This is a genomic window from Tateyamaria sp. 7Alg 36, assembly GCF_059882455.1.
Genome location: NZ_CM187613.1, coordinates 400,997 through 427,342 on the forward strand (window position 1 = coordinate 400,997; position 26,346 = coordinate 427,342).

28 protein-coding genes and 2 tRNA genes are annotated in these 26,346 nt (G+C 61.0%); 11 read left to right on the top strand and 19 right to left on the bottom strand.

Annotation, left to right across the window (positions count from 1 at the left end; genetic code table 11):
- Position 1: 1 nt before the first annotated feature.
- The 6 genes from AC6GQJ_RS01890 to AC6GQJ_RS01915 form a co-directional block, all read right to left on the bottom strand.
- Positions 2 to 1,222 (bottom strand): glycosyltransferase family protein, encoded by a 1,221-nt coding sequence (locus AC6GQJ_RS01890; protein ID WP_500771217.1) that lies wholly within the window; start codon positions 1,220 to 1,222, stop codon positions 2 to 4.
- Positions 1,223 to 1,236: 14 nt separating this feature from the next.
- Positions 1,237 to 2,001 carry an HAD-IIB family hydrolase gene (locus tag AC6GQJ_RS01895; protein WP_500771219.1) on the bottom strand — a complete coding sequence of 255 codons (765 nt, stop codon included), beginning with the start codon at positions 1,999 to 2,001 and terminating at the stop codon, positions 1,237 to 1,239.
- A gap of 152 nt (positions 2,002 to 2,153) precedes the next feature.
- On the bottom strand, positions 2,154 to 3,437 hold the full coding sequence (locus AC6GQJ_RS01900; RefSeq protein WP_500771221.1) for a TRAP transporter large permease: 1,284 nt from the start codon (positions 3,435 to 3,437) through the stop codon (positions 2,154 to 2,156).
- A 9-nt stretch (positions 3,438 to 3,446) separates the two neighbouring features.
- Positions 3,447 to 3,974, bottom strand: coding sequence for a TRAP transporter small permease (locus AC6GQJ_RS01905; protein WP_500771223.1), 528 nt, complete (start codon positions 3,972 to 3,974; stop codon positions 3,447 to 3,449).
- An 84-nt stretch (positions 3,975 to 4,058) separates the two neighbouring features.
- Positions 4,059 to 5,039 carry a TRAP transporter substrate-binding protein gene (locus AC6GQJ_RS01910; RefSeq protein ID WP_500771225.1) on the bottom strand — a complete coding sequence of 327 codons (981 nt, stop codon included), beginning with the start codon at positions 5,037 to 5,039 and terminating at the stop codon, positions 4,059 to 4,061.
- A gap of 270 nt (positions 5,040 to 5,309) precedes the next feature.
- Complete coding sequence (locus AC6GQJ_RS01915) at positions 5,310 to 6,017, bottom strand: GntR family transcriptional regulator (RefSeq protein WP_500771227.1); 708 nt, start codon at positions 6,015 to 6,017, stop codon at positions 5,310 to 5,312.
- Between the two features lie 177 nt (positions 6,018 to 6,194).
- On the opposite strand from AC6GQJ_RS01915, the gene AC6GQJ_RS01920 reads away from it, so the two are divergent.
- Complete coding sequence (locus AC6GQJ_RS01920; RefSeq protein WP_500771229.1) at positions 6,195 to 6,938, top strand: SDR family NAD(P)-dependent oxidoreductase; 744 nt, start codon at positions 6,195 to 6,197, stop codon at positions 6,936 to 6,938.
- Positions 6,939 to 6,959: 21 nt separating this feature from the next.
- On the top strand, positions 6,960 to 7,271 hold the full coding sequence (locus AC6GQJ_RS01925; RefSeq protein WP_500771231.1) for a cupin domain-containing protein: 312 nt from the start codon (positions 6,960 to 6,962) through the stop codon (positions 7,269 to 7,271).
- 47 nt (positions 7,272 to 7,318) lie between these two features.
- Here the strand turns inward: AC6GQJ_RS01925 and AC6GQJ_RS01930 are convergent, their stop codons facing one another.
- The 4 genes from AC6GQJ_RS01930 to AC6GQJ_RS01945 all read right to left on the bottom strand — a co-directional run bounded on the left by AC6GQJ_RS01930 (position 7,319) and on the right by AC6GQJ_RS01945 (position 11,129).
- Complete coding sequence (locus tag AC6GQJ_RS01930) at positions 7,319 to 8,614, bottom strand: TrkH family potassium uptake protein (protein WP_500771233.1); 1,296 nt, start codon at positions 8,612 to 8,614, stop codon at positions 7,319 to 7,321.
- A 50-nt stretch (positions 8,615 to 8,664) separates the two neighbouring features.
- Positions 8,665 to 9,330, bottom strand: a complete 666-nt coding sequence (locus tag AC6GQJ_RS01935; RefSeq protein ID WP_500771235.1) for a potassium channel family protein — start codon at positions 9,328 to 9,330, stop codon at positions 8,665 to 8,667.
- A gap of 236 nt (positions 9,331 to 9,566) precedes the next feature.
- Positions 9,567 to 10,460: an MBL fold metallo-hydrolase gene (locus AC6GQJ_RS01940; protein ID WP_500771237.1), complete on the bottom strand. Its 894-nt coding sequence runs from the start codon at positions 10,458 to 10,460 to the stop codon at positions 9,567 to 9,569.
- Between the two features lie 27 nt (positions 10,461 to 10,487).
- A complete protein-coding gene (locus tag AC6GQJ_RS01945; protein ID WP_500771239.1) occupies positions 10,488 to 11,129 on the bottom strand; it encodes a DsbA family protein in 642 nt (213 codons plus the stop codon).
- A gap of 95 nt (positions 11,130 to 11,224) precedes the next feature.
- On the opposite strand from AC6GQJ_RS01945, the gene AC6GQJ_RS01950 reads away from it, so the two are divergent.
- Complete coding sequence (locus AC6GQJ_RS01950) at positions 11,225 to 12,127, top strand: LysR family transcriptional regulator (protein WP_500771240.1); 903 nt, start codon at positions 11,225 to 11,227, stop codon at positions 12,125 to 12,127.
- A gap of 134 nt (positions 12,128 to 12,261) precedes the next feature.
- On the top strand, positions 12,262 to 12,702 hold the full coding sequence (locus AC6GQJ_RS01955) for an SMI1/KNR4 family protein (protein WP_500771242.1): 441 nt from the start codon (positions 12,262 to 12,264) through the stop codon (positions 12,700 to 12,702).
- 228 nt (positions 12,703 to 12,930) lie between these two features.
- Here AC6GQJ_RS01955 and AC6GQJ_RS01960 read toward each other — a convergent pair.
- Together AC6GQJ_RS01960 and AC6GQJ_RS01965 are read right to left on the bottom strand one after the other, a co-directional pair.
- Positions 12,931 to 13,005: transfer RNA gene (locus AC6GQJ_RS01960), tRNA-Asn, on the bottom strand.
- Between the two features lie 75 nt (positions 13,006 to 13,080).
- Positions 13,081 to 13,989, bottom strand: coding sequence for an MBL fold metallo-hydrolase (locus tag AC6GQJ_RS01965; protein WP_500771244.1), 909 nt, complete (start codon positions 13,987 to 13,989; stop codon positions 13,081 to 13,083).
- Between the two features lie 54 nt (positions 13,990 to 14,043).
- Between AC6GQJ_RS01965 and AC6GQJ_RS01970 the strand changes: the two genes are divergently transcribed.
- Entirely contained in the window at positions 14,044 to 15,363 is a 1,320-nt protein-coding gene (locus AC6GQJ_RS01970) for an ATP-binding protein (RefSeq protein ID WP_500771246.1), read from the top strand.
- A gap of 182 nt (positions 15,364 to 15,545) precedes the next feature.
- On the top strand, positions 15,546 to 15,992 hold the full coding sequence (locus AC6GQJ_RS01975) for a PaaI family thioesterase (protein WP_500771248.1): 447 nt from the start codon (positions 15,546 to 15,548) through the stop codon (positions 15,990 to 15,992).
- A 114-nt stretch (positions 15,993 to 16,106) separates the two neighbouring features.
- Here the strand turns inward: AC6GQJ_RS01975 and AC6GQJ_RS01980 are convergent, their stop codons facing one another.
- The 3 genes from AC6GQJ_RS01980 to AC6GQJ_RS01990 form a co-directional block, all read right to left on the bottom strand.
- Positions 16,107 to 16,994 carry an alpha/beta fold hydrolase gene (locus tag AC6GQJ_RS01980; protein WP_500771250.1) on the bottom strand — a complete coding sequence of 296 codons (888 nt, stop codon included), beginning with the start codon at positions 16,992 to 16,994 and terminating at the stop codon, positions 16,107 to 16,109.
- 161 nt (positions 16,995 to 17,155) lie between these two features.
- Positions 17,156 to 18,139, bottom strand: a complete 984-nt coding sequence (locus tag AC6GQJ_RS01985) for a helix-turn-helix domain-containing protein (RefSeq protein ID WP_500771252.1) — start codon at positions 18,137 to 18,139, stop codon at positions 17,156 to 17,158.
- Between the two features lie 137 nt (positions 18,140 to 18,276).
- A tRNA-Ile gene (locus AC6GQJ_RS01990) sits at positions 18,277 to 18,353 on the bottom strand.
- Between the two features lie 199 nt (positions 18,354 to 18,552).
- On the opposite strand from AC6GQJ_RS01990, the gene purM reads away from it, so the two are divergent.
- The 3 genes from purM to rnd all read left to right on the top strand — a co-directional run bounded on the left by purM (position 18,553) and on the right by rnd (position 21,424).
- Positions 18,553 to 19,602 (top strand): phosphoribosylformylglycinamidine cyclo-ligase, encoded by a 1,050-nt coding sequence (gene purM, locus AC6GQJ_RS01995; RefSeq protein ID WP_500771254.1) that lies wholly within the window; start codon positions 18,553 to 18,555, stop codon positions 19,600 to 19,602.
- Entirely contained in the window at positions 19,599 to 20,189 is a 591-nt protein-coding gene (purN, locus tag AC6GQJ_RS02000; protein ID WP_500771256.1) for a phosphoribosylglycinamide formyltransferase, read from the top strand. Before purM ends, purN begins: the two co-directional genes overlap by 4 nt.
- Positions 20,190 to 20,263: 74 nt before the next feature.
- Complete coding sequence (gene rnd, locus AC6GQJ_RS02005; RefSeq protein ID WP_500771258.1) at positions 20,264 to 21,424, top strand: ribonuclease D; 1,161 nt, start codon at positions 20,264 to 20,266, stop codon at positions 21,422 to 21,424.
- Between the two features lie 7 nt (positions 21,425 to 21,431).
- Here the strand turns inward: rnd and AC6GQJ_RS02010 are convergent, their stop codons facing one another.
- A complete protein-coding gene (locus tag AC6GQJ_RS02010; RefSeq protein WP_500771260.1) occupies positions 21,432 to 21,965 on the bottom strand; it encodes a hypothetical protein in 534 nt (177 codons plus the stop codon).
- A 132-nt stretch (positions 21,966 to 22,097) separates the two neighbouring features.
- On the opposite strand from AC6GQJ_RS02010, the gene AC6GQJ_RS02015 reads away from it, so the two are divergent.
- Positions 22,098 to 22,502 (top strand): SufE family protein, encoded by a 405-nt coding sequence (locus tag AC6GQJ_RS02015; protein ID WP_500771262.1) that lies wholly within the window; start codon positions 22,098 to 22,100, stop codon positions 22,500 to 22,502.
- A 59-nt stretch (positions 22,503 to 22,561) separates the two neighbouring features.
- On the opposite strand, the gene AC6GQJ_RS02020 is transcribed toward AC6GQJ_RS02015, so the two are convergent.
- Both AC6GQJ_RS02020 and AC6GQJ_RS02025 read right to left on the bottom strand, forming a co-directional pair.
- Entirely contained in the window at positions 22,562 to 23,194 is a 633-nt protein-coding gene (locus tag AC6GQJ_RS02020) for a DUF1638 domain-containing protein (protein ID WP_500771264.1), read from the bottom strand.
- A 134-nt stretch (positions 23,195 to 23,328) separates the two neighbouring features.
- Positions 23,329 to 24,030, bottom strand: coding sequence for a corrinoid protein (locus AC6GQJ_RS02025; protein WP_500771266.1), 702 nt, complete (start codon positions 24,028 to 24,030; stop codon positions 23,329 to 23,331).
- 202 nt (positions 24,031 to 24,232) lie between these two features.
- Here AC6GQJ_RS02025 and AC6GQJ_RS02030 point away from each other — a divergent pair, with 202 nt between their 5' ends.
- Entirely contained in the window at positions 24,233 to 25,309 is a 1,077-nt protein-coding gene (locus tag AC6GQJ_RS02030) for a PA0069 family radical SAM protein (RefSeq protein ID WP_500771267.1), read from the top strand.
- On the opposite strand, the gene bmt is transcribed toward AC6GQJ_RS02030, so the two are convergent.
- Positions 25,306 to 26,322 (bottom strand): betaine--homocysteine S-methyltransferase, encoded by a 1,017-nt coding sequence (gene bmt / locus AC6GQJ_RS02035; protein ID WP_500771269.1) that lies wholly within the window; start codon positions 26,320 to 26,322, stop codon positions 25,306 to 25,308. The two genes, AC6GQJ_RS02030 and bmt, sit on opposite strands and share 4 nt — an antisense overlap.
- Positions 26,323 to 26,346 lie beyond the last annotated feature (24 nt).

Genomic DNA, 26,346 nt, shown 5'->3' on the forward strand with positions numbered 1-26,346 from the left:
CTTACTGGTATTCGTCGTCATCCGCCCGCGCCGCCGCCAGCATGTCCTTGAGGAAATCTGGGTCAGCCGAATGGACGCGGTTCCACGTCGGAATGAACGGGGTTTCGTGCGGGTTCTCGATGAACACGTGGCCTGCGCGCACGATGTTCTCGGCGAACAGTTCGATCGACAGTTCCTCGCTGTGACGGTCGATGGACAGCCCGTTCATCTTGGCGTCGTTGTAATAGGCCTCGAGCAGGTCCAGCGCGATCCGGTAATAGGTCGCCTTGAGCGTGCGGAACACGTTGGGTGTGAACACGGTGCCATCGGCGGCAAGCTTGCGATAGATCGCCTTGCAGATGTCAGTGGACATGCGGCTCAGGCCCGCCTCGGCGTCATCGGCGCTCAGGTCTTGGTGCTTGTGGTCATAGGCATCCGAAATCTCGACCTGACAGACGGCCTTGGGGGCCAGATTGCGCCATGCTTCGGACAGAACACCGATTTCAAGGCCCCAGTCGGACGGAATGCGCAGATCGGGCAGGATGGCGGTGCGCATCGCAAACTCGCCCGACAGCGGATAGCGGAAGCTGCGCAGGTAATCGATGTAATCGCGATCCCCGATCACACGCTTTAGCGCGATCAGCAGGGGGCTGACCAGCAGGCGTGTGACGCGCCCATTCAGCTTGTCATTGCCGATGCGCGGGTAATAGCCCTTGGCAACCTGATAGGGGAAGTTGGGGTTGGTTACCGGATAGACAAGGCGCGCCAGCATCTCGTTGTCGTAGGTCAGGATATCGCAGTCATGGATCGCCATCACCGCACTGTCCGCGCAGGCGATCAGATAGCCGAGGGAGGCCCACACGTTCTTGCCCTTGCCCTGTTCTGCCGGATAAAGGCCCATCGCCTCTAGCCGCGCGCCCAGTTCCAGCATCCGCGGGCTGTCGTTCCAGATCACGATATGGTTCTGGTTCAGCCCTTTGAAGAACGCCTTGGCGTGGCGGAACTGGTCGGCATCGGCGCGGTCCAGCCCGATGATGATGCGGTGCAGGTAATTGACCTTTGACAGTTCGGACAGGATGTGGGGCATCGCGTCCCCCTCCAGCTCGGAATAGAGGCAGGGCAGGATCAGAGAGATCTTGCGGGTCTGCGCATAGGACGCCAGTTCATCCGCCAGTTCCGGCGCAGAGCGGGTGCGCAGGTTGTGTAGGGTGACGATGTTTCCGTTCTGGTGAAAATCGGCCAAAGGTTTCGTCCTTGTTATTCTAGGTTCAGTTTTTGAAGTAGGGCGTGGATCGCGGTGTTCCAACCGGTCGGGCCTGCCTCTTGTGTGCGGGTAATGCGGCCCTGTTCCTCGCCCTTGAGCGGGGGCAGCGGGGGCTTGTCCGGATTGGCGATGATCACGCCGTGATCGGTGGTTTCCAGCATCGCGATGTCATTGGGCGCGTCGCCAAGCGCGACGGTGGTGGCGGGTGCGAAATCGGCGACAAGGGCTCGGACCTGATCGGCCTTGGTCGCACCGAAGGACAGGGTCAAGAACCGCCCGCCTTGCTGGGCCTGCACCCCGTGTTCGCGCAGCGCGGCAAGAAAATGCTGCTTGGCCGCCTCATCACCATGCCATTGGCCAGGTTCCGAGAACGCCCGCTTTTTGGCCAAAGTGGCAGAAGGCGCATCCAGCCCCGTCGCGGCGCGGACGTCATCCACGCTCATAACGCCGAAACCGGTGAACAGATCGCGAAGGGCGGCGGGCAGGCCATTCAGGTGCGCGCGCAGGCGATCATAGTCGTCGGCTATGGCGTCGGGGGTGGCATGAGCCTGCAACAGACCCGCGCCATTTTCAACGATGGCGGGATAGGCATCCAGATTCATGTCGCTGCGCAAGGCGCTGATTTCAGGGGCTGTTTTGCTGCTGGCCAGAATGACCGGCGCGCCAATGTCGCGTAGCTTTTCCAGCGCGGGACGGGCAGGCGACCAATCGTAACTGTGATGGTCGATCAATGTCCCATCAAGGTCGGTGAAAATCATTAAACGGGGTACGGTTTGCATACCTCGTTTGATGGCAAGCGCCCCGCTTGATCACAAGCGGAGCGTGCAACTTTGCCGCGATGTACCGCACTCTGCCGATATTTGCCTATTTTTTGTGCAAATGGGGCAGGTTTGGGCATCGTGGGCGGTCCTCAGCCCCCGATCAGGCGGGGCAGTGTTAGCGAAATCGCGGGCACAAAGGTGATCAGCATCAGCGCGGCCAGAATGGCGAGGTAGAAGGGCCAGATCGTCCGCACGGCCTTCTCCATCGGCAGTTTGCCCACGGCACAGCCCACGAACAGGCACGACCCCACGGGTGGTGTACACAGGCCAAGGCCAAGGTTCACCAGCAGGATCATCCCGAATTGCAGCGGATCGACCCCGATGCTGTTGGCCACAGGCAGGAAGATCGGCGTGCAGATCAGGATCAGCGCCGCCATGTCCATGATCATGCCAAGGATCAGCAGCACCACGTTGATCATCAGCAGGATCAGGATGGGGTTTTCACTGATACCCGTCAGCAGCGCGACCATCTGGTTGGGTACGCGGTAGAAGGTCAGCATGTAGGCGAATGCCCCCGCACAGGCGATCAGGATCATCACCATCGCCGTTGTACGTACCGCTTGGGTGACGGCCACGACGAACTTGTCCCATGTGATCGACCGGTAAACCAGCAGCGTCACGATAAAGGCATAGATCGCGCCGAATGCACCGGACTCGGTCACGGTGAACACGCCCGACAGAACGCCGCCCACGATGATAACGGCTGTCATCAATCCGGGAATGGCACCGAAGAACGAGATGACCAAAGCCGTCCAGCCGGGGAACTTCTCGGCAGCGTAACCGCGCTTGACCGCGACGAGGTAGGCCGCAAGCGCGAGACAGACGCACATCAGGATGCCCGGAAAGACGCCTGCCAGAAACAGTTTGGAGATCGACAAACCGCCACCCGCCGCGATGGCGAAGATAATCATGTTATGGCTGGGCGGGATGATGATCCCCGCGATGGAGGACGTCACGGTCACGTTAACCGCATAATCCGCGTCATAGCCCTTTTCCTTCATCACCGGCACAAGGATCGACCCGAGCGCCGAGATATCGGCAATGGCCGAGCCCGAGATGCCGCCGAACAGCATCGACGAGAACACGTTCACGATGCCAAGGCCGCCGCGCACCGCGCCAACCGCCGCCGAGGCAAAGCGCACCAGTCGCATGGCGATGCCGCCATGGAACATCAGTTCGCCCGCGAAGATGAAGAAGGGGATGGCCATCAGCGCAAAGACGTTGATGCCGGACACGATGCGCTGGAACCCGATCATTAACGGCAGGCCTTCGTACCAGAAGGCGGCAATGGCCGAGATGCCAAGCGCAAAGGCCACGGGCGTGCCGATGATGACGCAGAACGCGAAGATGCCCAGAAGGAAAAGGATGCCCATATATGGTCTCTATTCTATGCTGTCGCGGCGTTCATCGACGCCGAAGTACAGGCGTATCAGATGGCCGACGGTAAATATCAGGATCAGGCCGCCACAAACGGTGAGCGGCAGTGACCGAAGGCCCTCGGGCACTTGGATCATCGGGATCAGCGATCCCCATTTGAACAGGGTCAGTTGCGCGCCGTACCAAAGCATCAAGGCACCGAAACCGGCCATGATCACATCAGAGATGACAACCAGAACGGTGCGGATGCGCGAGGTGACGCCGCTGCGCAGCAAGGTGACGGAAAGGTGCGTGTGTTCGTAGACGCCGACAGCCGCGCCGACAAAGGCGATCAGCATGACCAGCAAAAGGGCCACCTGTTCCACCCATGTGGGTGTCGCGTTCAACACGTAGCGGCCAAAAACAAGCCATCCGAAGATGACCGTCAACACGACCAGCGACAGGCCCGTTATAAATCGGCAGATACGGGCGATCAGGTCCAGCAGGGCGACCATTCGGGGAATGAACGCGGGCACATGGTCCGGAGTAGTCATGAGAGGGGGGTGCCTTTCGCATGAAAAACCGTCCGGCCGCGCACGAGGGCGGGCCGGACGGCATATTTCAGATCACGTGAACCATCACTCGGTGGCTTGGATCAGCTCGACAAGCGGGCGCAGGTCGGGATTGCTTTGGAAGTAGGCTTCGTAAACGGGCGTCATGGCGTCTTGGAACGGACCTTTGTCCGCCACTTCGTTCACGACCACACCGCCGGCTTCCACGGCTTCGCGGCTGGCTAGTTCACGCTTGTTCCACAGGTCGCGCTGCATTTCTGCGGATTCTTGCGCGGCTTCTGTCACGGCTTCCTGCATCTCGGGGGACAGGGCCGCGTATGTGTCGGCGTTGATGCAGATACATTCGGGGATGATCAGGTGCTGGGACAGCGAATAGTAGCCCGCAACCTCGAAGTGGCCGGTGGATTCGTAGGATGGCCAGTTGTTTTCAGCGCCGTCGACAACGCCGGTTTTCAGCGCCTGATAGACTTCGGCAAAGGCCATTGGCGACGGGTTGCCGCCCAGTTCAGAGATCATGCCGGTGAACAGTTCGTTGTTCATCACGCGCACTTTCATGCCTTCGACATCCGCAGGCGTGTTGATCGGCTTTTCCCCGTTGTAGAAAGACCGCGCACCGGCGTCATACCATGCGAGCGGATACAGACCCTTTTCTGCCATGCCTTCCGCGATGGCGGCACCGCCCTCGCTGTCCAGTACGCGGAACATGTGTGGCACGTCCTTGAAGATGAACGGCAGCGATACGACGTTGGCCGCTGGCACAATCGGGCCGATGGGGCCAAGGTTGAAGTTACCGATTTCGAGCGCACCCGCACGGACCTGTTCGACCGCATCGGGCTGGCTGCCCAGCGTGCCGCCGTGGAACATTTGCAGCGTGATCTCGCCATCCGTCTTTTCCGCCAGCAGTTCGGCGAATTTGTCCATGGCAACCGTGTTCGGATAGCCGTCGACGTGGATGTTCCAGCCGCGCCAGTTATCCGCAGATGCCGCCGAAGCCACAACTGTCAGAGCGACCGCGCTGACCAGAGATTTGGTGAAATTATTGAACATGACATTCCTCCCTTATTGAAAACTTATCCATTCCGACCCCGCTGGTTTGGATGAGTGCCGCGTGCGTCCTCCCGCGTGCGACCCTCGGTGCGAAGCCGGTTTTGTCGTTTTGTAGGGTCAGAAGATGACTAGTATACCAGACTTGTCAACTGTGAATATTGCACGAGGCGCAGACAGCGCGATTTCGCATGGCGCCAAGGGCGAACGAGGGCCGTTCCCAGACCGCGACGGGCTGAGTTGAGGTAGGACAGCTTGGACAGGGGGCGGTACCTAGAACGAGACGGGCGCGCCGTCTTCGGGTTCGAAGTAATTCGCGTTGGAGCGTGAGATGTGGTCAATCGTTGCATCCAGCCGCGACAGATGGCGCATGCCTGCGGTCACGGCGCGCTCTGCATCATGGGCTTTGACGGCGTCTGCGATCTCTCGGTGATCCTCGATCAGCTCGGGGATGCGCGCGCCTTTGGACAGGCTGAGCGTGCACAGACGATCCACCTTGGCTTTTTCGGCAAGGATCACGTCAAAGGCAAAATCCGCCTGCGCGATATGACACAGGGTTTCGTGAAATTCGTAATCAAGCCGCCCGAACGCGTCGACGTCTTGGGACGCGTTTGCCTGTTCCTGCGCTGTCAGCGATGCCTGTAGCGCGGCAGACCCCGTATCGTTGCAGTGCTGTGCGGCACGGATCAGGATTTCCTTTTCGATGGCGGCGCGCACAAACCGCGCCTTGACGATACCGCGCATCGAGAAACGTTTCACCTCGGTTGCGCGCTGCGGGCGGATCATCAGCAGATCAATGGTTGCCAGACGATTGAACGCATCCCGCACGGGCTGGCGCGACACGCCAAACTTCGCGGCAATCTCGGCCTCGGATATCTTGTCACCGGGGCGCAGGCGCAAGGACAGGATTTCGGCATGCAGGTGGTCAAAGATATCGTCGACGCTGGTGCGTCGTTCGCTGAACTGGGTCGCCTGTGCCATGGGTCTGCCTTTGCTCGGTTTCATGCTGTGCGGTGTTCCTTACAGTCATTTGTCACAGAATTGAACTGGGCCGCGCCGTAATCAAGGGCGCGATAGGGATTGCCCCGCCTGTCGATCTGGAATACCAGATAATTGACTAGTATACCAGCGTGACCGCAAATCAAGAAGGAACCCCATATGAAGCTCGCAGGACAAACAGCGATCGTGACAGGCGCAGGGCGCGATATCGGCAAGGCGGCGGCGCTGAAGCTGGCGGCAGAAGGGGCAAGTGTCGCGCTCAACTACCACTCAAGCAGCGAGGGTGCGGATGACGCTGTGGCGCAGATCACCGAGGCGGGTGGACGTGCCTTTGCGATGAAGGGCGATCTGACCAAGGTCGAAGAGGTCGAGGCACTGGTGTCGCGCACCGTGAGCGAGTTTGGTGGCCTCAACATTCTGGTGAACAATGCCGGTGGCCTGATCGCACGCAAAAGCATCGCGGACATGCCGCTGGACCATTGGAATGCCGTGATGGAATTGAACCTGACCAGCACGTTCCTGATGACCAAAGCCAGCCTTGCCCATATGAAAACCGGTGCCATCGTAAACCTTGCCAGTCAGGCGGGGCGCGACGGTGGCGGGGCAGGGGCAGTGGCCTATGCGGCGTCCAAAGGGGCGGTGATGACGATGACGCGCGGCCTTGCCAAAGAGGTCGGACCGGACATCCGCGTCAATGCCCTGTGCCCCGGCATGATCGACACGGATTTCCACAATGTGCACACGCCCGATGCGGGGCGGCGCGGCTACGAAGCCGCAGCGCCTGTGCGCCGTCAGGGCACGGTTGAGGATACGGCGAACCTGATCCTGTTCCTTGCATGTGACGACTCAAGCTTCATCACCGGTGCCAATATCGACATCAATGGCGGCATGCTGTTTTCCTGATTGCCCAGAAAGGGGTTTATGATGACCGGTTTTCCCGTTGTACCCACCGAACCTGATGTGACGCGTCAGGTGCTGTCCGACCACGAGGCGCTGATGGTTGTCGCCTTCCGCTTTGCTGCCGAAGGGGCGCAAGGATCGCTGCACCATCACCCGCACGTGCAATCCACCTATGTGGAGAGCGGGCGGTTCCGGTTCACCGTGGGTGAAGAGGAGAAAGAGGTGGCCGCAGGCGACAGCTTTGTCATTCCGTCGAATGTGGAACACGGCTGTGTCTGCCTTGAGCCGGGGACGTTGATCGACTGCTTTACCCCGCGGCGGGACGACTTTCTGTAACAAGCGGATCGACTGCGAAACGGTGTGAGCGGCCTGTCACGGCGCGCTCACCCCAGATAGATCTGGCCCGCCGGATATTTCACCTTTGGCACCCCGCGCGTGGCGAGGAAAAAGCCGATGGCCAAGGGGCCAACCCGTCCCACAAACATGATCATCATCAGAATGGCGCGCCCGATGCCGTCAATCTCGGCCGTGATGCCGCGCGACAGGCCGACAGTGCCAAAGGCCGAGGTCACCTCGAACGCGATGTCGATGAACTGGCCATCGTGATTGATCGTCATCACAAAGATACCCGTCAGGACCAGCAGCATTGAAATGGTGGTCAGCGCGAGGACTTTCATCACCTCGTCCACGCCGAGCGAGCGGCCAAAGGCGTGCAGTGTGGTCTGGCGGCGAAAGAACGCGACGGTTGCCAGCAGCAGCACAAACAAAGTGGTCACCTTGATCCCGCCCGCGGTCGAGGTGCTGCCACCGCCCACCAGCATCAGCGTCATGGTCAACATCGAGGTGCTGTCATGCATCCCGCCAGTGTTGATCGTGTTGAACCCAGCGGTGCGCGGCGTTGTGCCCTGAAACCAGCTTGCCCACAGCTTGTCCGCCTCATTCAGCGGGCCAAGCGTTTCGTGGTTGTGCCATTCGAGCAGGCCGAACATGACGCTGCCCCATGTGATCAGGATGGCGGTGCCGACAAGCATCAGCTTGGAATGCAGGGTCAGTTTGCGCCAGTTGCGCGTGCGGTACACATCGCCCACCACGATAAAGCCAAGCCCGCCCAGAATGAACAGCGCAGGGATCACCAGATTGATGATCGGGTTGCCGACCCATTGCGTCAGACTGTCGGGATGCAGGGCAAATCCGGCATTGTTGAAGGCCGAGATAGAGTGGAAAACAGCCTGCCAGATGCCCGCCCAGCCGAATTCTGGCACAAAGACGAGGGCCAGAAGGGCGGCACCCACCGCCTCGCAAGCGACAGCGATGACAAGGATCATGCGGGCGATATAGGTCAGGTTCGACAGGGACGTCTGGTTGAGGTCTTCGCGCAGGATCAACTGTTGCGGCATGCCCACCGGAATGCCTACTGCCCCCAGCAGCAGCACCGCAAAGGTCATAAGACCCAACCCGCCAAGCTGGATCAGCGCGGCGATGACGCCCTGTCCAAAGCCGGTAAAGGCCGATCCGGTGTCAGCCAGCACAAGGCCCGTCACTGTCACGGCAGAGGTCGAGGTGAACAGCGCGTCGCTTAGCCCGATATCGCCGTTATGCGAAATCGGCAGCCACAGCAGCACAGCGCCCAGAATGATGAACGCCATGTAATAAAGGGATAGCAGCGCAGGGGGCGGCATCCGCAGGGTCTTGCGCCTCCGCAGAAGTTTTCGAAAGCGCCGGACCATGGTCAGAGGCTGGCCGCGAAGTTGTGCAAATCCTTGCGCTGGCCGAGCAGCAATAGCAGATCATCGCCCAGCAATCTGCAATCCGCGCCGTCTTGACCGATAAATTCACTGCCCCGCATGACGCCGATACAGCGCAGGTTGTAGGTTTTGGCATGGGAGAGTTCGGAAAGGCTGCGCCCTTCGAGGCTGTCTGGGATGCGGAAGTTGACCACGTGATAGCCGTTGCCAAGGCTCACATAGTCGCGCAGCAGCGGATTGTGCAGGATTTGCGCGATATGCTGGCCGATCTCGACCTCGGGGTGCACGATCCGGTCCACGCCCAGCTTTTTCAGGATGCGGTGATGGGTCTTGGTCGTTGCCTTGGCCCAAACGACGCGCACGCCGACCAGCTTGAGGTTCATCGCGGATAGGATACTTGCCTCAAGGTCCGAGCCCATGGCGACCACGGCCGTATCGCAATCGCCAAATCCGGCATCGCGCAGGGCGGCATCATCGCGCGCATCCACGATCATCGCTTGTGAAAGGGTATCAGCAAGGTTGGCGACGCGGGTTTCGGAGATATCGATGCCGATAACGTGGTTGCCGAAACGCTGAAGCTCCTTAGCGACGGAGCTGCCGAAGTTGCCCAAACCGACGACACCGAAGGTGCGTTTTTTGAGTTTTGTCAAAGTTGCGTCCCAATTCGTGTGACTGGCGCCGACCATTGCCGCATCGCAGCATGTTGTCAACACGGGGAAAGCGCGGGGGGATGGAGGGCGGTTTTCCGGAGTTGTCGACCCACATTTAATTAGCTGAGGCGCGGAAGGCATTGATATAAAACGAAAAAGGACGGCCCGCGATCAAGGGCCGCCCTGTGTTTTTGTATTCCCACGCGACTACACGCTGCGCGCGGGTGCAGCGGGGCTTAGCCCCACTTCATCTCGCCAGTCAGAACCTTGGCGCCGGTGGTCAGGGCGACGTTCATGCCCAGATCGGGATAGCGGGCGGTCATCGCTTCGATCAACGCCTCGGAACCGTCAGCCTTTTCCAGCTCTTCGTCGATGGCCAGCAGGTAGTCCTTGGTGAACTGCACCGCTTCAAGGCCCATCGGCGCGTCCGGTGTCAGGTGACCGGGGACGACGACTTGGGGGTTACGCGCGATGATCGCGTCCAGATTGGCGATCCATGCAGCGCGCTGTTCTTTGGTGGGAGTGTCCGCTGTCCAGACGTGGACACCGGAAAAGACCATGACGCCACCGAACACGGCTTGCAGATCCTCGACCCAGAGGTAGCGGCGGTTCGCCAGATCCTTGGCGGGAACGACCGTGATCTCGTGACCGTCCACTGTCAGCGTTTCGCTGTCGTCGGCGGTGGGGATGATCACGTCATCCACCGAGGCGGGACCGTTTTCGCCCAGTTGCGGGCCCCATGTGTCGACCTTTTTCGCCACATTGCCATTGATCGCTTCGACGGTTTCGCTGGCCGCGATGACGCGGGCGTCAGGGAAGGCTTCGGTGATCGGGCGCAGGCTGAAATAGAAGTCGGGGTCGCTTTGGCTGATGTAGATCGTGGTCAGGGTCTTGCCTGTGGCCTTGATCTCTTCGGCCAGTGCGCGGCCATCGGGCAGGGTAAAGCCGCCGTCGATCAGTACAGCTTCGTATTCGCCCTGCACCAGTACGGGGGCGCGGAAAAACCCGTTTTCGCCTGCGGGATAGTGGGTCCAGATCAAGCCATTCGCGTCGGCAAAGGAAAAGCTGGGGGCCAGCATGGCAGCAGCGCCAGCGGCGGTGGACAGTTTCAGCATATCTCGGCGGTTCATGGTATTCATCCTTTCGTTTTTCGTGGGTTAGGCGCGCCCGAGGGCGGCCAGTACAGCGTCGGGTCCGGCGTAAAGCGTGCTTGAATCGACGTCGAATTCGGTACCTTCGATGTCGGCGATCAGCGCGGGGACGCCTTGCAGGTGGTGGGTTGTCATCAACTTGCGCGCCTCTGCGGTGCGCGTGCGCGCCAGTTCCGCAAGACCCGCGTCGGAGAATGTGAGGCGCGCAGCAGCATCACCCAGACCGAGCTCGGTCAGGAGATCCGCAACAACAGTGGCAGATGTCACATCCTTGCCATCGACATATCGCGCGGTCTGGATCGCGACGAGCGCTTCGATCTCCCGCTCGGGGGCGGTGTTGGCCACGGCGGTCACAGCCAGCGTTGCCACTGTGGAATCGAGCGACGCATCCTCGGCCCCCAGCACATCGCGGCGGTAGGCTTCGGTGAACTGTCGCCCGCTTAGCGCGGCGATGCGCTGGTCATTCGCCCATGCCTGCGCCGCAAAGCTTTTCATGGGCCGTGCACCGTTACCGGCAAACAGGCCAGTGGCATGGGGGCGCAAGTCGATATCAGGGTGTTTGGCCAGCGTGGCAATGGTTGCCGACGCGCCGTAGCACCAGCCGCAAAGCGGGTCGAAAAGGTAATGCAATGTCGCTGTTTGTGTCATGGTGTGTCTCCTTGGCGATGGATATAAGCCATCCATTGCCTGCGATAAGGCGAACCATTTTGACAGTCTGTATGTCAAAAGCTAACACAGCGGTTATGGTCAAATCACACAACCTCAACCGGCTCGCCTATTTCGCGGCTGTGGTCGAAACCGGATCCTTTACGAATGCCGCCGCGCGCCTCGGCGTGACCAAGGCCGTTGTCAGCAGTCAGGTCACGCAGCTTGAGCAGGAATTGAAGGCGACGCTGCTTGTGCGCAACACGCGCAAGGTCAGCACGACCGAAGCGGGGCGGCTGTTCTATACGCGCTGCACGTCGATCCTGAACGAGGCCGAGGCCGCCTTTAGCGAGTTGTCGCAACTGTCCGAGCAGCCGGTGGGCAATTTGCGCATGACCGCCCCGAATGATTACGGCACGGTGGTCGTCGCACCACTGGTCGCGGCGTTCCGGCATCAGTACCCCGATTGTCAGGTGGAACTGTATCTTGGCGACGATCACAGCGATCTGATGGCGGGCGATCTGGATCTGGCCATACGGGTCGGCTGGCTGCGGGATTCGACGTTGCTTGCGCGCAAGCTCGGCGGGTTCCGGCAAATGCTTGTCGCAGCCTGCGCGGGCCAGTTTCGTCACGTGCGGCACCCCAAAGATCTGGCAGATGCGCCTTTCGTGGCAAACAAGGCGCTGTCCGATCCGCTGGACTGGGTGTTCGAGGATGCCAAAGGAGAGGCCGTATCGGTGAAGCTGAAGAGTGACGTGGCCATCGACAGCGCCGCCGCGATCATGGCTGCCGTTGGCAATGGCGCGGGCCTTGCGATCCTGCCCGATTATCTGGTGTGCGATCACTTGGCCTCGGGCACGCTGACCCACGTGCTGCCGGACTGGCACCTGCCCGAAGGGGGGATTTATGCGGTGCTGCCCGCGTCCAAATTCCGTGCAGCAAAGGTGTCTGTGTTCACCGAAATGCTGCGGCAGGCGGAAAAAAGCCGAGGGCGTGGGTAAGAGGGACAGTCACGAAGAGCCCGTCACTGTGGTGGCTTGACGGGTGCAGATTTGTGGCGAAATGCTTCGGGTCTAAGGGACACTAAGCGCGTCGAAGTTTTCCCCCGATCTAAGGTCGTGCAACAGGCTCTGACATGAAGTCGAAACGTAAACCCACACCATCCACACTCGCGCCAGATACGCTCGATTTGCTGGAAAAAGTGCTTGGCGCGCGCCTTCCGCCCGCCTATCGGGATTGGCTGGCAAACCACAACGGCCAGATGCCGGAAAACCGCCTCGTAACCTTCGTCGAAAAAGGACGCGAGACCTCCACTACCTTGCATTCACTTTATGCTTTGAACGCTGAACACACGTTTAACGACCTCTGGCAGTACCACGCAAACTACGGCGCGGAACTGCGCCCCTGGTACCTGAGCATCGGCGCGGATGAGGGCGGCAACCAGTTCGTGCTGGCGCTCAAGGGACCGAACCACGGGCAGGTGTTCTTCTGCGACCACGAGGTCGCGTTGGACGTTGGTTTGCATCCGGTGGCGCCAAATTTTGCAGCGTTTGTGACTGGGTTGGAGAAGGGGTGATGAGCAGGGACTCGCGCACTCAAGGCGGCATCGGCAGCTTGATTTGTTTGGCTAGACCGTATTCGCAATGACCGAACCTGCGGAGGTTAGAATGACGGTGACTACTTACAAAGTAGGTTCAGATACCGCGCCAAACGTCCAACTGTGTTGCTGTCGAACTATATAGACACTTTGAAATCAGAAACCAAAAAGGGCCTAGCTGAAATTCAGCTAAGCCCTTGAAATCTTTGGCTCCGGCGGTAGGGATCGAACCTACGACCAATTGATTAACAGTCAACTGCTCTACCGCTGAGCTACGCCGGAACGGTCTGCGCCGTATAGCAATGCGGTTTGGACGCGTCCAGAGGGTTTTGGCACCTTTTTTGGAAAAATTTTTGATCAAGGCAAAACGCGTTCAAAAGCGGCCTTTGCGGTCAGGGGGCCGATGGGTTTGACGCGGGATTTTCCCTCAAGATCAATGAGGTGGGCGAGGACGCTGCGGGTGGCAGCGCCCAGAAGGGCAGGCGGGGTGTCGGTGTAGATTTGGGCGGCCAGCGCTGCTGCGGTGGCGGGGCCGGCCTGCAACTGGTCGAGAATGGCGGCTTCACGGGATTTGCGGTGCGCGATCAGCCAGTTCAGCCGGTCGGCTGGGTCGTTGATGGGGGCGCCATGGCCGGGATAGAACACGCGCCATGGTTTAGGGGCCAACCGCTCGCAAGAGCGCATGAAGTCGGTCAGGTCGCCATCGGGGGGCGAGACCAGCGAACTGGCCCAGCCCATCACGTGATCCGCCGTCAGGCAGGCGTCGTTCCAGCCAATGCAGATGTGATTGCCCAGATGTCCGGGCGTGTGGAGGATAGCGAGATCCCAATCGGCACCGCTGATCCGTTCGTCGTCACGCAGCAGCACGTCCGGAGTAAAGTCGTAGTCGATCCCTTCGCCGCCGCCCGCAAGCCCCGCGGCGACCAGACGTTCCATGGCTGCACTGCGGCCCGCACGCGCATCGCCAAAGGCGAGCACCGGTGCGCCCGTCGCTTCGGCCAAGGGGCGGGCGAGGGGGCTGTGATCAAGATGCGTGTGGGTGACGATGATGTGGCTGATATGCTGGTGCGGCGCGACGCTGTTCAGAATGGCGGCAAGGTGCGCAGGATCGTTCGGGCCTGGGTCGATGACGGCAAGATCGCTGTGACCCAGCACATAGGTATTGGTGCCGCGATAGGTCATCGGGGACGGGTTCGGGGCCACAATCCGGCGCAACCCGTCCTCAAGCATCTCGGGCTGCCCGATCGGCGGATTGAAATCGTCCATGTCCATCGTCGTGTTGGCCTTTCGGTCATGCGCGGGCCGCGCTAGGGTTGCTGCATGTGGACGCAGACGCTCAAGAACTACATGCCGCGGGGCATTTATGCACGTGCGGCGCTGATCCTGTTGCTGCCCGTGATTGTGGTGCAACTGGTGGTGTCGGTTGTGTTCGTACAAGACCATTTTGAAGATGTCACATACCAGATGACAAATGCCGCCGCGCGCGAGGTGCGTTTGGTGATCCGCCAGCTTGATCGGTCCGACAGCCTTGCCGCATATGTGGCGGACGACATGAACGTGCTGGATACGCTGGACATTCAGTTGCGCCCCGCCGAGGCGAGCGCGTTGGACGAGGCGGACAGGCGCCGGTGGTATGATTTTTCGGGCATCATCATTACGCGGTCGCTACGCGGGCAGGTGCCGCAGGTGGCGGTGGTGGATTTGTCGCGGGACCGCTGGGTGCGTCTTGTTCTCGACAGTGCGCAAGGGCCGGTCGAGATGGAGTTTGACCGCCGCCGCGTGTCTGCCGCTGCGCCGCACCAGCTACTGGTCAACATGGTGTTTTTCAGCAGCCTGATTACGATTATTGCCTTCATCTACATGCGCAACCAGTTGCGGCCCATCAAACGGCTCGCCAATGCGGCTGAGGCGTTCGGGCGTGGCAATACGATTCCCTATACGCCTTCCGGCTCGACCGAGATCCGTGCGGCGGGCACGGCCTTTGTTGATATGCGCAACCGGATCGAACGGCAGATCGAGACGCGGACCCTGATGCTGTCCGGTGTCAGTCACGACCTACGCACGCCGCTGACCCGTATGCGCCTTGCGCTGAGTATGCTTGAGGACGAAGACCGCATTCCGCTGGAACACGATGTGGACGACATGCAGGGGATGATTGATGCCTTCCTGAGCTTCGCCAAAGGCGATGCCGAGGGCGAACCGGAAGAGGTCGATCCCATCGTTCTGGCCCGCTCTATCGTGATGGACGCGCAGCGCGGCGGGATGGATGTGTCGCTTGTCGAGGCGACAGGCGAGGGTACGGTGACGATGCGCGCCGCTGCCATGCGTCGCGCGTTGAACAATCTGGTAGGCAATGCGGTGCGTTATGGACGGCGGGCGGAAATGTCCGTGGTGTTGACCGAAAAATCCCTGCGCTTTCGGGTCGAAGATGAAGGGCCAGGTATTCCCGCAGATCAACGCGCCGATGCGCAGCGCCCCTTTACCCGCCTTGATCCGTCACGCAATCAGGATCGCGGGTCGGGGGTGGGGCTTGGCCTTGCCATCGCCACCGATATCGCGCGCGCCCATGGCGGTGTACTGCGTCTAGGGGAGAGCGAAAAGCTGGGCGGGTTGCGGGCGGATATTGTGATTGCGCGGTAGGGTTGGGTTGTTGCAGTGCAACATTAGGATTGGCCTCTAGGCATATGAAATATAGTAAGCTTTCATGTTTTACGTTGCGGCCTTGCTGTCCTGTCTCCAACCAATGCCGCAACGGCACACTTGTTTAGCCCGCACATCCGCGCAACCAAATCTGCACCAAGCAATCGCCGAGGAGCCGCGCAATGACCCCCTATGACATGATCAAAGCCCATATGGCGCAGGCGATCCCCTTCGCCAACCACGTCGGGGTCGAACTGATCGAGATCGCGGATGGCTCCGCCACCGCTGCGCTTGACCAGCGCACGGAAACCTCGAACCACATCCAGACCCAGCACGCCGGCGCGATGTTCACCTTGGGCGAGGCGGCCTCGGGCGGGGCACTGGGCGGCGCGCTTGCACCTGTATTGCTAGAGGTGCGGCCGGTCGCGGCGGGGGCGACGATTTCCTATGTGAAGATCGCCAAGGGGCGGCTGACCGCCCATGCAAAGACGGACGAAAGCGGCGCGGACCTGCTGGCGCGTCTGAAAACGGACGGCAAAGTGGCCTTTGGCGTCGATGTGGATATCCGCGATGGCGAGGACGAGACCGTCGCGACCATGCGCGTTGATTGGCACGTGCGCGGTAAGTGATGCTCCGGTAGCAGTGCAGAAAATGCACACACGGGTGGCCGCACACTATTAAAATGCGCAACAGCGGGAATGCCCCGCCGCTGCAATGTCGTGAGTGGTGGCCTTTCCCGCGCGCTACGCGTGTTTTTCGATAAAGGCGCGGGTGGCGTCGTTCACCTCGGCGGGGTTCGAAGCGCTGAGGAAATGCGCGCCACCTTCGACCACCTCCAGCGTCGCCTCTTTGGCATTGGTGAACTGGGCGATCCCGTGTTCGGCGTTCGCAACGGAATAGACCTCGTCGCCGGTGCCATGCATCCACAGAACGGGGCAGGTGATATAGTCCAGCCGCCCGTTCAGCCCGTCGCGGTCGCGCAGGTTGATCGCGCACATGCGCAGACGTTTGCGCCCTGCATCGCCGGTATAGTTGGCCTTGAGCGTCTTGTGCCAGAAGGCGCGCTCGTCCTCGGACACATCGGGGCCAAATCCTGCGGCCAGCAGCGCGTCACAGAATTCGTCGGCGGGCTGCCAATCTTCGGGCACAGGATCGGCAAGGGCGTCCACCAGCGGGCTGTTGAATTCGGCCCCGTTCCAGCAGCCGCGCGCCATGCTGTCGGCGCTTTCGTAATCCATGGACGTGCCCAGTGGGATGATGCCCTTGATCCGGTCCGGTGCCAGCAGCGCCATGCGTGCGGCCACCCATCCGCCCTGCGACGTGCCAAGGACAAAGGCCGCGTCGATCCCCAGTGCATCCATCGCTTGCAGGTTTGCGATGGCCGAATCCCAATAGGTGAATTGCGGGCAGTCGGTGCGCGTTTCCCCGTGGCCGTATAGTTCGAAGGACACGAGGTTCGCTGTGTCCATCAACGCCTCATCCGCGAATTGCGGACGATACAGCTGGCAGGACGTGGCAAAGGAATTAACCATGACCAGCGTGGGACGGGACGGGTCGTAATCCGCGCCAAAGCATGTGCCGATCTGCGACCCACCAAGATGCGGGATGGTAACGGTTTCAACGGGTTTCATATTTTCCTCCTCCTGAATTCTGTCATCAGCGGACCGCGCGTGCCTTGCGGCGGTATCGCGATCTGCTGGTTTGACAGTAGCGGAGGATGCGCAGGCGGCCCTGTCCTGCGTTGCCCTTTATGGTGCAGGTCTTGCGCAATATGCGCGGACGGGCAGTGCGGTTAGTGCGTGACGCGCTGGCGATAGGTAGACGGGGACACGCCGGTGCCTTTCTTGAACGCCCGCGCGAGGTTCGCCCCCGAGGAATAGCCGACCATATCCGCCAGTTCGTCCATCGACAGCGTGCTGCTGCATAACAATTGCTTGGCGCGGCGCAGGCGCATCTGGCTGACATATTGCATCGGCGACACGCCTGTGGACAGTTTGAACGCACGGGCAAAGTGAAAGACGCTGAGGCAGGAGATACCGGCCAGATCGCTTAGCGAGATGTCTTGCGACAGGTTATCCCCCATAAAGGCGACAACCCGTTTCAACCGTGCGGGATCCAGCCCTTTGGTGGTTTGCGCGGCGAGGTATTCGGGCGAACATTCCCAGTCATTGGCACGCGTGTGGCGCTGCAATATCCGCGCCGACAGCGCGAGGCCGAGCGAGTCAAACAGCAATCGGCCCCCGTTGGTGCCACCTTGCAACTCCTCGGCAATGGCCAACCCGATCTGGTGCACCAGCGGGTCGACGATGCCGCCGGTATAGACCAGCCCCGCATCCTCGGCATTGTCGTCGCGATCACTCAGCCCGCCAGCCATATCCTTGGACAGATAGAGGTGCAGCATATCCAGCCCGTCGCCCGAGATATCAAGATAGCGCACCGAAACCCCTTTGGGACAGACACAGGCGACACCGGGACGGGATTGGAAATGCTGTTCGGCCCCGTCGGCGCGCCGCCGGATCACGGCACGGCCCGCGACGGCAATGGCCACTTCGTTCACGGGCTGCACAAAGGCCGCACCGTTCAGCGCGCTGTGGCGGCGCAGTTCTGCGGTGATCGCACCGTCCCAGCCCAGCCCAGCAGAAGAGGCGAGCAAGACGCTGCCGCCATCCTCGTATTTCTGACCTAGAAGCGTATTGATCGCAGCGCCCGAATTGACACGCCCGTCCTCGCGCACGGGCAAGGGGCGCCCGCCTGTCCCTGCGTCATCGTCCAGCACGCCGCATCCTCCCATGACGCGGCCTCTCCCAAAACCGCTGGGTCATAGTTTCTGGTTGGGGTGCAATATGTCAATGGGGCTGCGCGGCGGGGCAGGTTTGGCCACATGATGGCAGCAGCAACAGAGGTGGCAGGAAATGGTAGGCCCGGCAGGACTTGAACCCGCAACCAAAGCGTTATGAGCGCTCTGCTCTAACCAATTGAGCTACAGGCCCGCCATGGCGCTTGGCTAGCCAGCGCGCGCAGAAAGGTCAAGCGCTTGGCGCATGGCGGCGCGGGTCGGGTGCAAAATTCATCATGACATTTGTTTTCCGCGCCGCAGCAGGGCGGAAAAAACACCCGCGCACGTCTGGCCCATGGACGACACGCACAGCCCTTGGTAGGGAACGCGCAAATGCCGGAACGGAGCGCGCAATGGCCGATAAAAGCAAAAACGGAATGACCTATGCCGAAGCAGGCGTCGATATCGACGCGGGCAATGCATTGGTGGAACGGATCAAACCTGCGGCAGCGGCGACCAAACGGTCGGGCGTCGCCTCGGGGCTGGGCGGCTTTGGCGGCTTGTTCGACCTTAAGGCGGCGGGTTTCACTGACCCCGTTCTGGTCGCGGCGACAGACGGTGTGGGCACTAAGCTGCGCATCGCCATCGACACGGGAAACGTGGACGGTGTGGGCGTCGATCTGGTGGCCATGTGCGTGAACGATCTGGTCTGCCAAGGGGCCGAGCCGCTGTTCTTCCTCGACTACTTTGCCACCGGCAAGCTGGAACTGGATCAGGCCGCACGGATCATCGAAGGCATCGCACGCGGGTGCAGCGCCTCGGGCTGTGCGCTGATCGGCGGCGAGACGGCGGAAATGCCCGGCATGTACCCTGCTGGTGATTTCGACCTTGCCGGTTTCTCGGTTGGCGCGATGGAGCGCGGTACGGCCCTGCCTGCGGATGTGGCCGAGGGCGACGTGCTGCTGGGCCTTGCGTCGGACGGTGTGCATTCCAACGGCTATTCGCTGGTGCGCCGCGTGGTCGAGGCTTCGGGCCTGACGTGGGACGACGCCTGCCCATGGGCCGAAGGCACATTGGGCGAGGTGCTTTTGACGCCGACACGCCTGTACGTAAAGGCCGCACTGGCAGCGATTGCCGCCGGTGGCGTGCACGGGTTTGCCCATATCACCGGTGGTGGTCTGACGGAAAACCTGCCGCGCGTTCTGCCCGAAGGGCTTGGCGCACGGGTGAACCTTGACGCGTGGACCTTGCCGCCTGTGTTCCAGTGGCTGGCCGATCAGGGCGGCATGGATCAGGGCGAAATGCTCAAAACCTTCAACGCGGGCATCGGCATGGTTGTTGTCGTCGCGGCGGACGCGGTGGATGCCGTTACCGCAGCGCTGAGCGGTGAAGACCAAACCGTCATCCGTTTGGGTCAGATCGAGCAGGGGCAGGGCGTCGCCTACGAGGGTCAGCTTCTGTGACCAAGCGGGTCGGTATCTTTATCTCGGGCGGCGGGTCGAACATGCGCGCCCTTGTAGAGGACATGACGGGCGACCATCCGGCTCGGCCCAGCGTCATCGTCTCGAACAAGGAAAGCGCGGGCGGGATCGCATGGGCGCGCGCCCAAGGGATCGCGACCGAGGTGATCGACCACCGCCCCTATGGCGAGGATCGCGCAGGGTTCGAAGCCGCGATTGACACGGCCCTTGCGCCCTATGATCTGGATATCATTTGTCTGGCCGGTTTCATGCGCGTGCTGACAGCGGGGTTCGTCACCCCGTGGCAGGGGCGAATGCTGAACATCCATCCCTCGTTGCTGCCCAAGTACAAGGGTTTGCACACCCATGCCCGCGCGCTGGAGGCTGGTGACACCGAACACGGTTGCACCGTGCATCTGGTAACCGCCGCCCTAGATGACGGCCCCATTCTGGGACAGGCGCGCATTGCAGTCGAAGACGGTGACACGCCCGACACGCTGGCCGCTCGGGTGCTGGTGCAGGAACACGCGCTGTACCCTGCGGTGCTGCGCCGTTTTGCGGGTGGAGAGCGTGCGCCGCTGATCCTCTAGTCACGCGGGCGGTGATGGTGTAAACCACGCGCATCTCAGGCGGTGATGAGCACCGCAAAAACAAGAAGTTGCGTATGAAAACAATTACAACGACCGCCGAACTCGAAACCTATTGCAAAGAGGCGGCCCAACACGACTATGTCACCGTTGATACCGAATTTCTGCGCGAACGGACGTATTATTCCAAACTCTGCCTGATCCAGCTGGCCATGCCCGGAACGGATGACAGCGGCGCAGTCCTTGTGGACCCGCTGTCGGGCAACCTGTCGCTTGAACCTCTTTACGAGCTGTTTCGCGACACATCCGTGGTCAAGGTGTTTCACGCCGCGCGGCAGGACCTCGAGATTTTCTATGTGGATGCCGAAGTCTTTCCCGAGCCGCTGTTTGACACGCAGGTCGCGGCGATGGTTTGTGGTTTTGGCGAACAGGTCGGATACGAGACACTGGTGCGCAAGATCGCCAAGCAACCCCTTGATAAGACATCGCGTTTCACCGACTGGTCGCGCCGCCCGCTGACCGATGCGCAGAAAACATATGCGCTGGCCGATGTGACGCATCTGCGCCAGATTTACGAATTCCTGGCCGCAAAGCTGAAAGAAAGCGGGCGCGCCCGCTGGGTCGAGGAAGAGCTTAAAATTCTCCTGACGCCCGAAACCTATATCATTGACCCGCAAAACGCGTGGAAACGGGTGAAGACGCGCACAAGCTCTTCCAAGTTCCTAGCCGTGGTCAAGGAACTGGCCGCCTTTCGCGAACATCACGCCCAGACCCGCAACATCCCGCGCAACCGTGTGTTCAAGGATGACGCGCTGGTCGAACTGGCCAGCAACAAACCCAAGAATTACGAAGATCTCAGCCGCTCGCGCCTGTTGCTGCGTGAAGCGCGCAAGGGCGACATTGCCGATGGCATTCTGGCGGCTGTGAAACGCGGCGTCGAGATGCCAGCCGAGGATCAGCCCAAGCCCGATCGTTCCCGCGAGAAGCTGCAAGTGAACCCCGCATTGGCCGACCTGTTGCGCGTGCTGCTGAAGGCCAAGACCGAAAGCGCGGGCGTTGCAGCCAAGCTGATTGCGACCGCTGCCGATCTAGACGCGTTGGCGGCAGGTGTGCGGGATGTGGATGCGCTGAAAGGCTGGCGCGCCGAAGTGTTCGGCGAGGATGCGCTGCGCCTGTGCGACGGACGCGTGGCGCTGACTGCAAAAGGCGCGGACATCAAGATTATCTCACTGGATTAACGAGGAATCAGCGGCGGCGCGTGGACTGCGCGTTGCGCGCCCCTTCGACACGGATGGTGCTGATCTGCGCCAGTTCCTGGTCGCTGAGTCGTGCGGCCGCAGTGACGGTGCGCACGCGCTGGCTGGTGACGCGGCCCGTGCGGCGGGGGCGCTCAGCCTCAAGCCGGTAGGTCATGACGCCGTCGACGGCCTCGCCATCCTCGGACGTCGGTGTCAGGCGCACGCCATAAGGGCCGTCGAAATCGGAAATGCCCGAGGCGCGGACAATCGCCCCGCCAGGCACGCGTTCGATCACCAGATCGGTGATCTGGTCGACGGGCTGGCCGAAATAGGCCTCGGTCTCTTCGCGCACCGACGAAAACAGACCGCCGCGTTCGTTCACGGGGATCAGCGGGTTCGTTGCGGCGCGCGGATCGGGGCGGATGTCCTCGGACTGGCTGCGCCCGAACCAGTTGAACGGATTGACGCGGCTGTCACGGATGACCCCGCATGCGCTGACGGTCAGAGTTGTCACAAGGATTGTCGTTGTCAAAAGGCGCATAGGGCACTCACGTTTTCGGTATCGGTCCATGGGTAACGGATGTGGTGCGGCTTGAAAAGCGTCCTTTGCAGCACTGGACCTTTCAGGTCACAAGGCCTAGGTCAAAGCGCATAGCCGCGACGAGAGGGTTTCATGGCCACTGAAGCATTCGAAGAGATTGTCGAAGATTTCGAATTCCTTGACGATTGGGAAGACCGCTATCGCTATGTCATCGAACAGGGCAAGGCGATGGACCCATTGGACGAGGCGCTGAAAGTGCCCGCAACCAAGGTCGAGGGCTGCGCGTCGCAAGTGTGGTTGCACGCGGTGATCGAGAACGGGAAGTTCCATTTCGATGGCGATAGCGATGCGATGATTGTGAAGGGTCTGATTGCGGTTTTGCGCAAACTTTACAACGGTTTGGACCGCAAAGCTGTTCTAGAGGTTGATGCGCGGGCCGAGATGACGCGGCTGGGTCTGAACGAGCATCTGTCGGCGCAGCGGTCCAACGGATTGCGCGCCATGATCGAACGGGTGCGCGCGGTCGCAGCAGGCTGAACGGGGGCCAGCCCCCGCGCGCTGGCGCGCTTCCCGCGGGATTTTTTGGAACAGAGAAGTCAGAGCGCGGCGAGCGTGGTTTTCAGATCGCCATAGCCGGTAAAGCGGCGTTCGAAGGTCAGGCCCAATGTGTCGGCAGCTGCGCGGGCCTTTTCGGTCAGGGCCGGATCGTCGGTTTGCGCCTGATAGATCAGTTTTTCGTAATTGCCGAAATACATGTCGCGCAGTTCAGGGTGGCGGTCGAGGCCCATGGGTTTGAGTATGAACGCCTCGAACTGGCGGACGAGAAAATCGGTGAGGTAGAAGGCGGTGAATTCACTTTCACTATGACTTGCAAACCGTTCGTTTCCTTCGAAAAAACTGTAGCAGTGCGGACCTGCGACCATCTCGACACCCATGTCCTTGCAAGCGGCTTGCAGTTGTCCGCCGGTGCCGCAATCGGCGTAGACGACAAAGATGCTGGCATAGGCGCTGCGGTGTTTTTCCACGGCGGCGCGTACTGCTTCGGTGATCTTGTCGGGAAAGAGGTGCAGTTTGGCCGGAAGGCAGGTCAGGTCCATGTGGTCCCATCCGTTCAGTGCCTTGAGGTCGAGGATTTCGCGGGCCAGCGCGCCGCAGGCAATCAGCAGAATGCGCCCTTGTCCGCTGGCGCATAGTCCGCGTTCGGTGAGGTCCTGATCGCTGAGTGTCATGGAGTTCGGCGTTTGATCTGGGGGGATATTGCACGCGCACTTGCGGACGCGGCCCGTTGAATGGGGCCGCGCGCCTTTGCAATGCTTGGAATGGTTCGCATGGTCCTTACCCCGTTGGTGCGGGGCAGGGTGCGTTACCCTGCCGCCACTTGGTTGTGTTTGCGCAGCACGAATTCCTTGGCCGTTTCAACCGCCACCGCCGCGTCACGGCAATAGGCGTCGGCACCGATGGCTTTGCCAAATTCTTCGTTCAGGGGCGCGCCGCCGACGAGTACGATGTAGTCATCGCGGATGCCTTTTTCGACCATCGTATCAATCACGACCTTCATATAGGGCATGGTGGTGGTCAACAGAGCGGACATGCCGAGGATATCGGGGCCTTCGGCCTCGATCGCGTCGAGGTATTTTTCGACCGCGTTATTGATGCCCAGATCGACCACTTCGAACCCTGCGCCCTCCATCATCATGGATACGAGGTTCTTGCCGATGTCGTGGATGTCGCCTTTGACTGTGCCGATCACCATTTTGCCCACGCGCGGTGCGCCGGTTTCGGCCAGCAGCGGTTTGAGGATGCCCATCCCGCCTTTCATCGCGTTTGCGGCCAGCAACACTTCGGGCACGAACAGGATACCGTCGCGGAAATCCGCGCCCACGATGGTCATACCGCCGACAAGCGCCTTAGTCAGAATGTCGTAAGGGGCCCATCCGCGTTCAAGCAGGATGTTCACGCCTTCAATGATCTCTTCGCGCAAGCCGTCGTAGAGATCGTCGAACATTTGCTGGACAAGTTCTTCGTCGTCGAGTTCGGACAGGATGATTTCGTCTTCGTCTGACATGGCCGTTCCTTGATGTGCGGGCGTGGGGCCCTGTGCCGTTTCCCATTTATCGGTCAGAATGGCGCAATCGGACTGTCCGGATTGCGACATGCGTGACGTCAAGCGCGACGCGGCGTCCTACTTGGTGCCTTATTTTAGCGTAACGGGCATGATTTGTAAGTCTTTTCTGGCGTATGTTCTATTTATGTTCTAGTGTTTTGCGATGAAATCCGACTTGCAGACCAAAACCGCCAAAGGGCGCGGCGCTACGCGCAATGACGTCAGCCGTTTTGATAGGCTGAGCCGCCATGCAACGGACGACGGATGGGATCAGGATACGCCCTTGCTAGTGCTGCGCACCGAGGTGAGTGTGGAGCGGCCGCGCAGCATCATCAGCTATAACCGGTCGCCGGACCTGCCGTTTGACCGGTCGATCAACCCCTATCGGGGATGTGAACACGGCTGCATTTATTGCTTTGCGCGGCCAAGTCACGCCTATCTTGGGCTGTCTCCGGGGCTGGATTTCGAAACGCGGCTGGTGGCGCGGCCCGATGCGCCGCAGGTGTTGCGCGCCGAACTGGGCAAGCGGTCCTATAATGTTGCGCCCATTGCTATCGGCACCAATACGGACCCGTATCAACCGATTGAAGCGCAGCACGGGATCATGCGCGCCTGTCTTGAAGTGCTGGAATCCTGTGGCCATCCCGTCGCCATCGTGACCAAGGGCGCGTTGATCGAACGGGATATCGACATCCTGTCGCGCATGGCCCAGCGTGGTCTGGTCAGGGTGGGGATTTCGGTGACCACGCTTGATGCCAAGCTTTCGCGTTTGATGGAGCCGCGCGCGCCCGCACCGGCGCGGCGTTTGCAGATGATCCGGCGGTTAAGCGCGGCGGGTATTCCGGTGCGGATCATGGCCTCGCCCATGGTGCCAACGCTGACCGATCCGGAGCTTGAGGATATTTTGGCGAAGGGCAAAGATGCCGGTGCGCGTACCGCCAGTTGGATCATGTTGCGCCTGCCACGCGAGGTATCGCCGTTGTGGCAGGACTGGCTGGTGCAGCATTTCCCAGACCGTGCGGCGCGGATCATGGCGCGCTTGCGCGAAATGCACGGGGGGCAGGACTATGACGCGAGCTGGGGCAAACGGATGCGCGGCGAAGGCCCTTATGCCGAGATGATCGGCGCGCGGTTCAAGCTGGCGGTCAAACGACTTGGCCTGAAAGAAAGCGCGCCGCCCATGCGCTGTGATCTGTTCGAACGACCCGAGGCGCCGAGCGCGCAGTTGCGCCTGCTTTAGCTGCTGCGCCGGTTGCCGCGCCGTTTGCGCACGGGCGCCGTGTCGTCCCCTGTGCCGTCGCCGGTCGAGGTGAACGCGCCCAGTGCCGCGACGATTTCATCCAGCGAGGGCGCGGGCGCTTTGGGCCGTGTGTCCAGCGCCTCGCGCATCTTTTCAAGGTGCGCCGGTGTGGTGCCGCAGCAACCGCCGATGATCGTCGCCCCGCAATCGCGCGCCATGGCGGCATAGTCGCCCATCAGTTCCGGCGTGCCGTCATAGTGGATGTGGCCGTCGTGGTATTTCGGGATGCCCGCGTTGCCCTTGGCGATCAGGGGCAGGGTGGTGCCGGTCGCGGCAAAGCCGAGGATCGTGCGCAACACGTCCGACGCACCCGTGCCGCAGTTCGCGCCAAAGGCCAGCGGCGGGTTGTCCAGTTCGGTTACCATCAGCGCCATGTCGGTGCTGGTCACGCCCATCATGGTGCGCCCTGCGGTATCAAAGCTCATCGTGCCGACCCATGGCAGTTCGGCGCGTGCGAACCCTTCGGCGGCGGCGGCGTATTCCTGCGGGGCGGAGATGGTTTCGAGCCAGCCGATATCGGCACCGCCCGCCTTCAGCCCTGCGGCGGTTTCGTGGAACATCTCGACCGCGAGGTCATGGGACAGCGGCCCAACAGGTTCCATGATGTCGCCGGTTGGCCCGACCGAGCCTGCGACGATGATACGACGCCCTGCAGCATCGGCCACTTCGCGGCCCAGTTCGGCGGCCAGTTTGCTCAGCTCAAAGGCGCGGTGGCCCGCGTCGTGCAGTTTCAGACGCGATGCGTTTGCGCCGAAAGAATTGGTGAGGAAGATGTCGCTGCCCGCGTCAACGGCCCCTTTGTAGAGGGTCCGGATCTTCTCGGGCGCGGTTTCGTTCCACAGTTCGGGCGCATCACCTGACATCAATCCCATGTTGAACAGGTTTGTGCCGGTCGCTCCGTCCGCAAGAAGGGTGCCTTTTTCGGCCAGCATGTCGGTGAGGATATTGGTCATGGAATGGTTCTTTCGCGCGCGTGT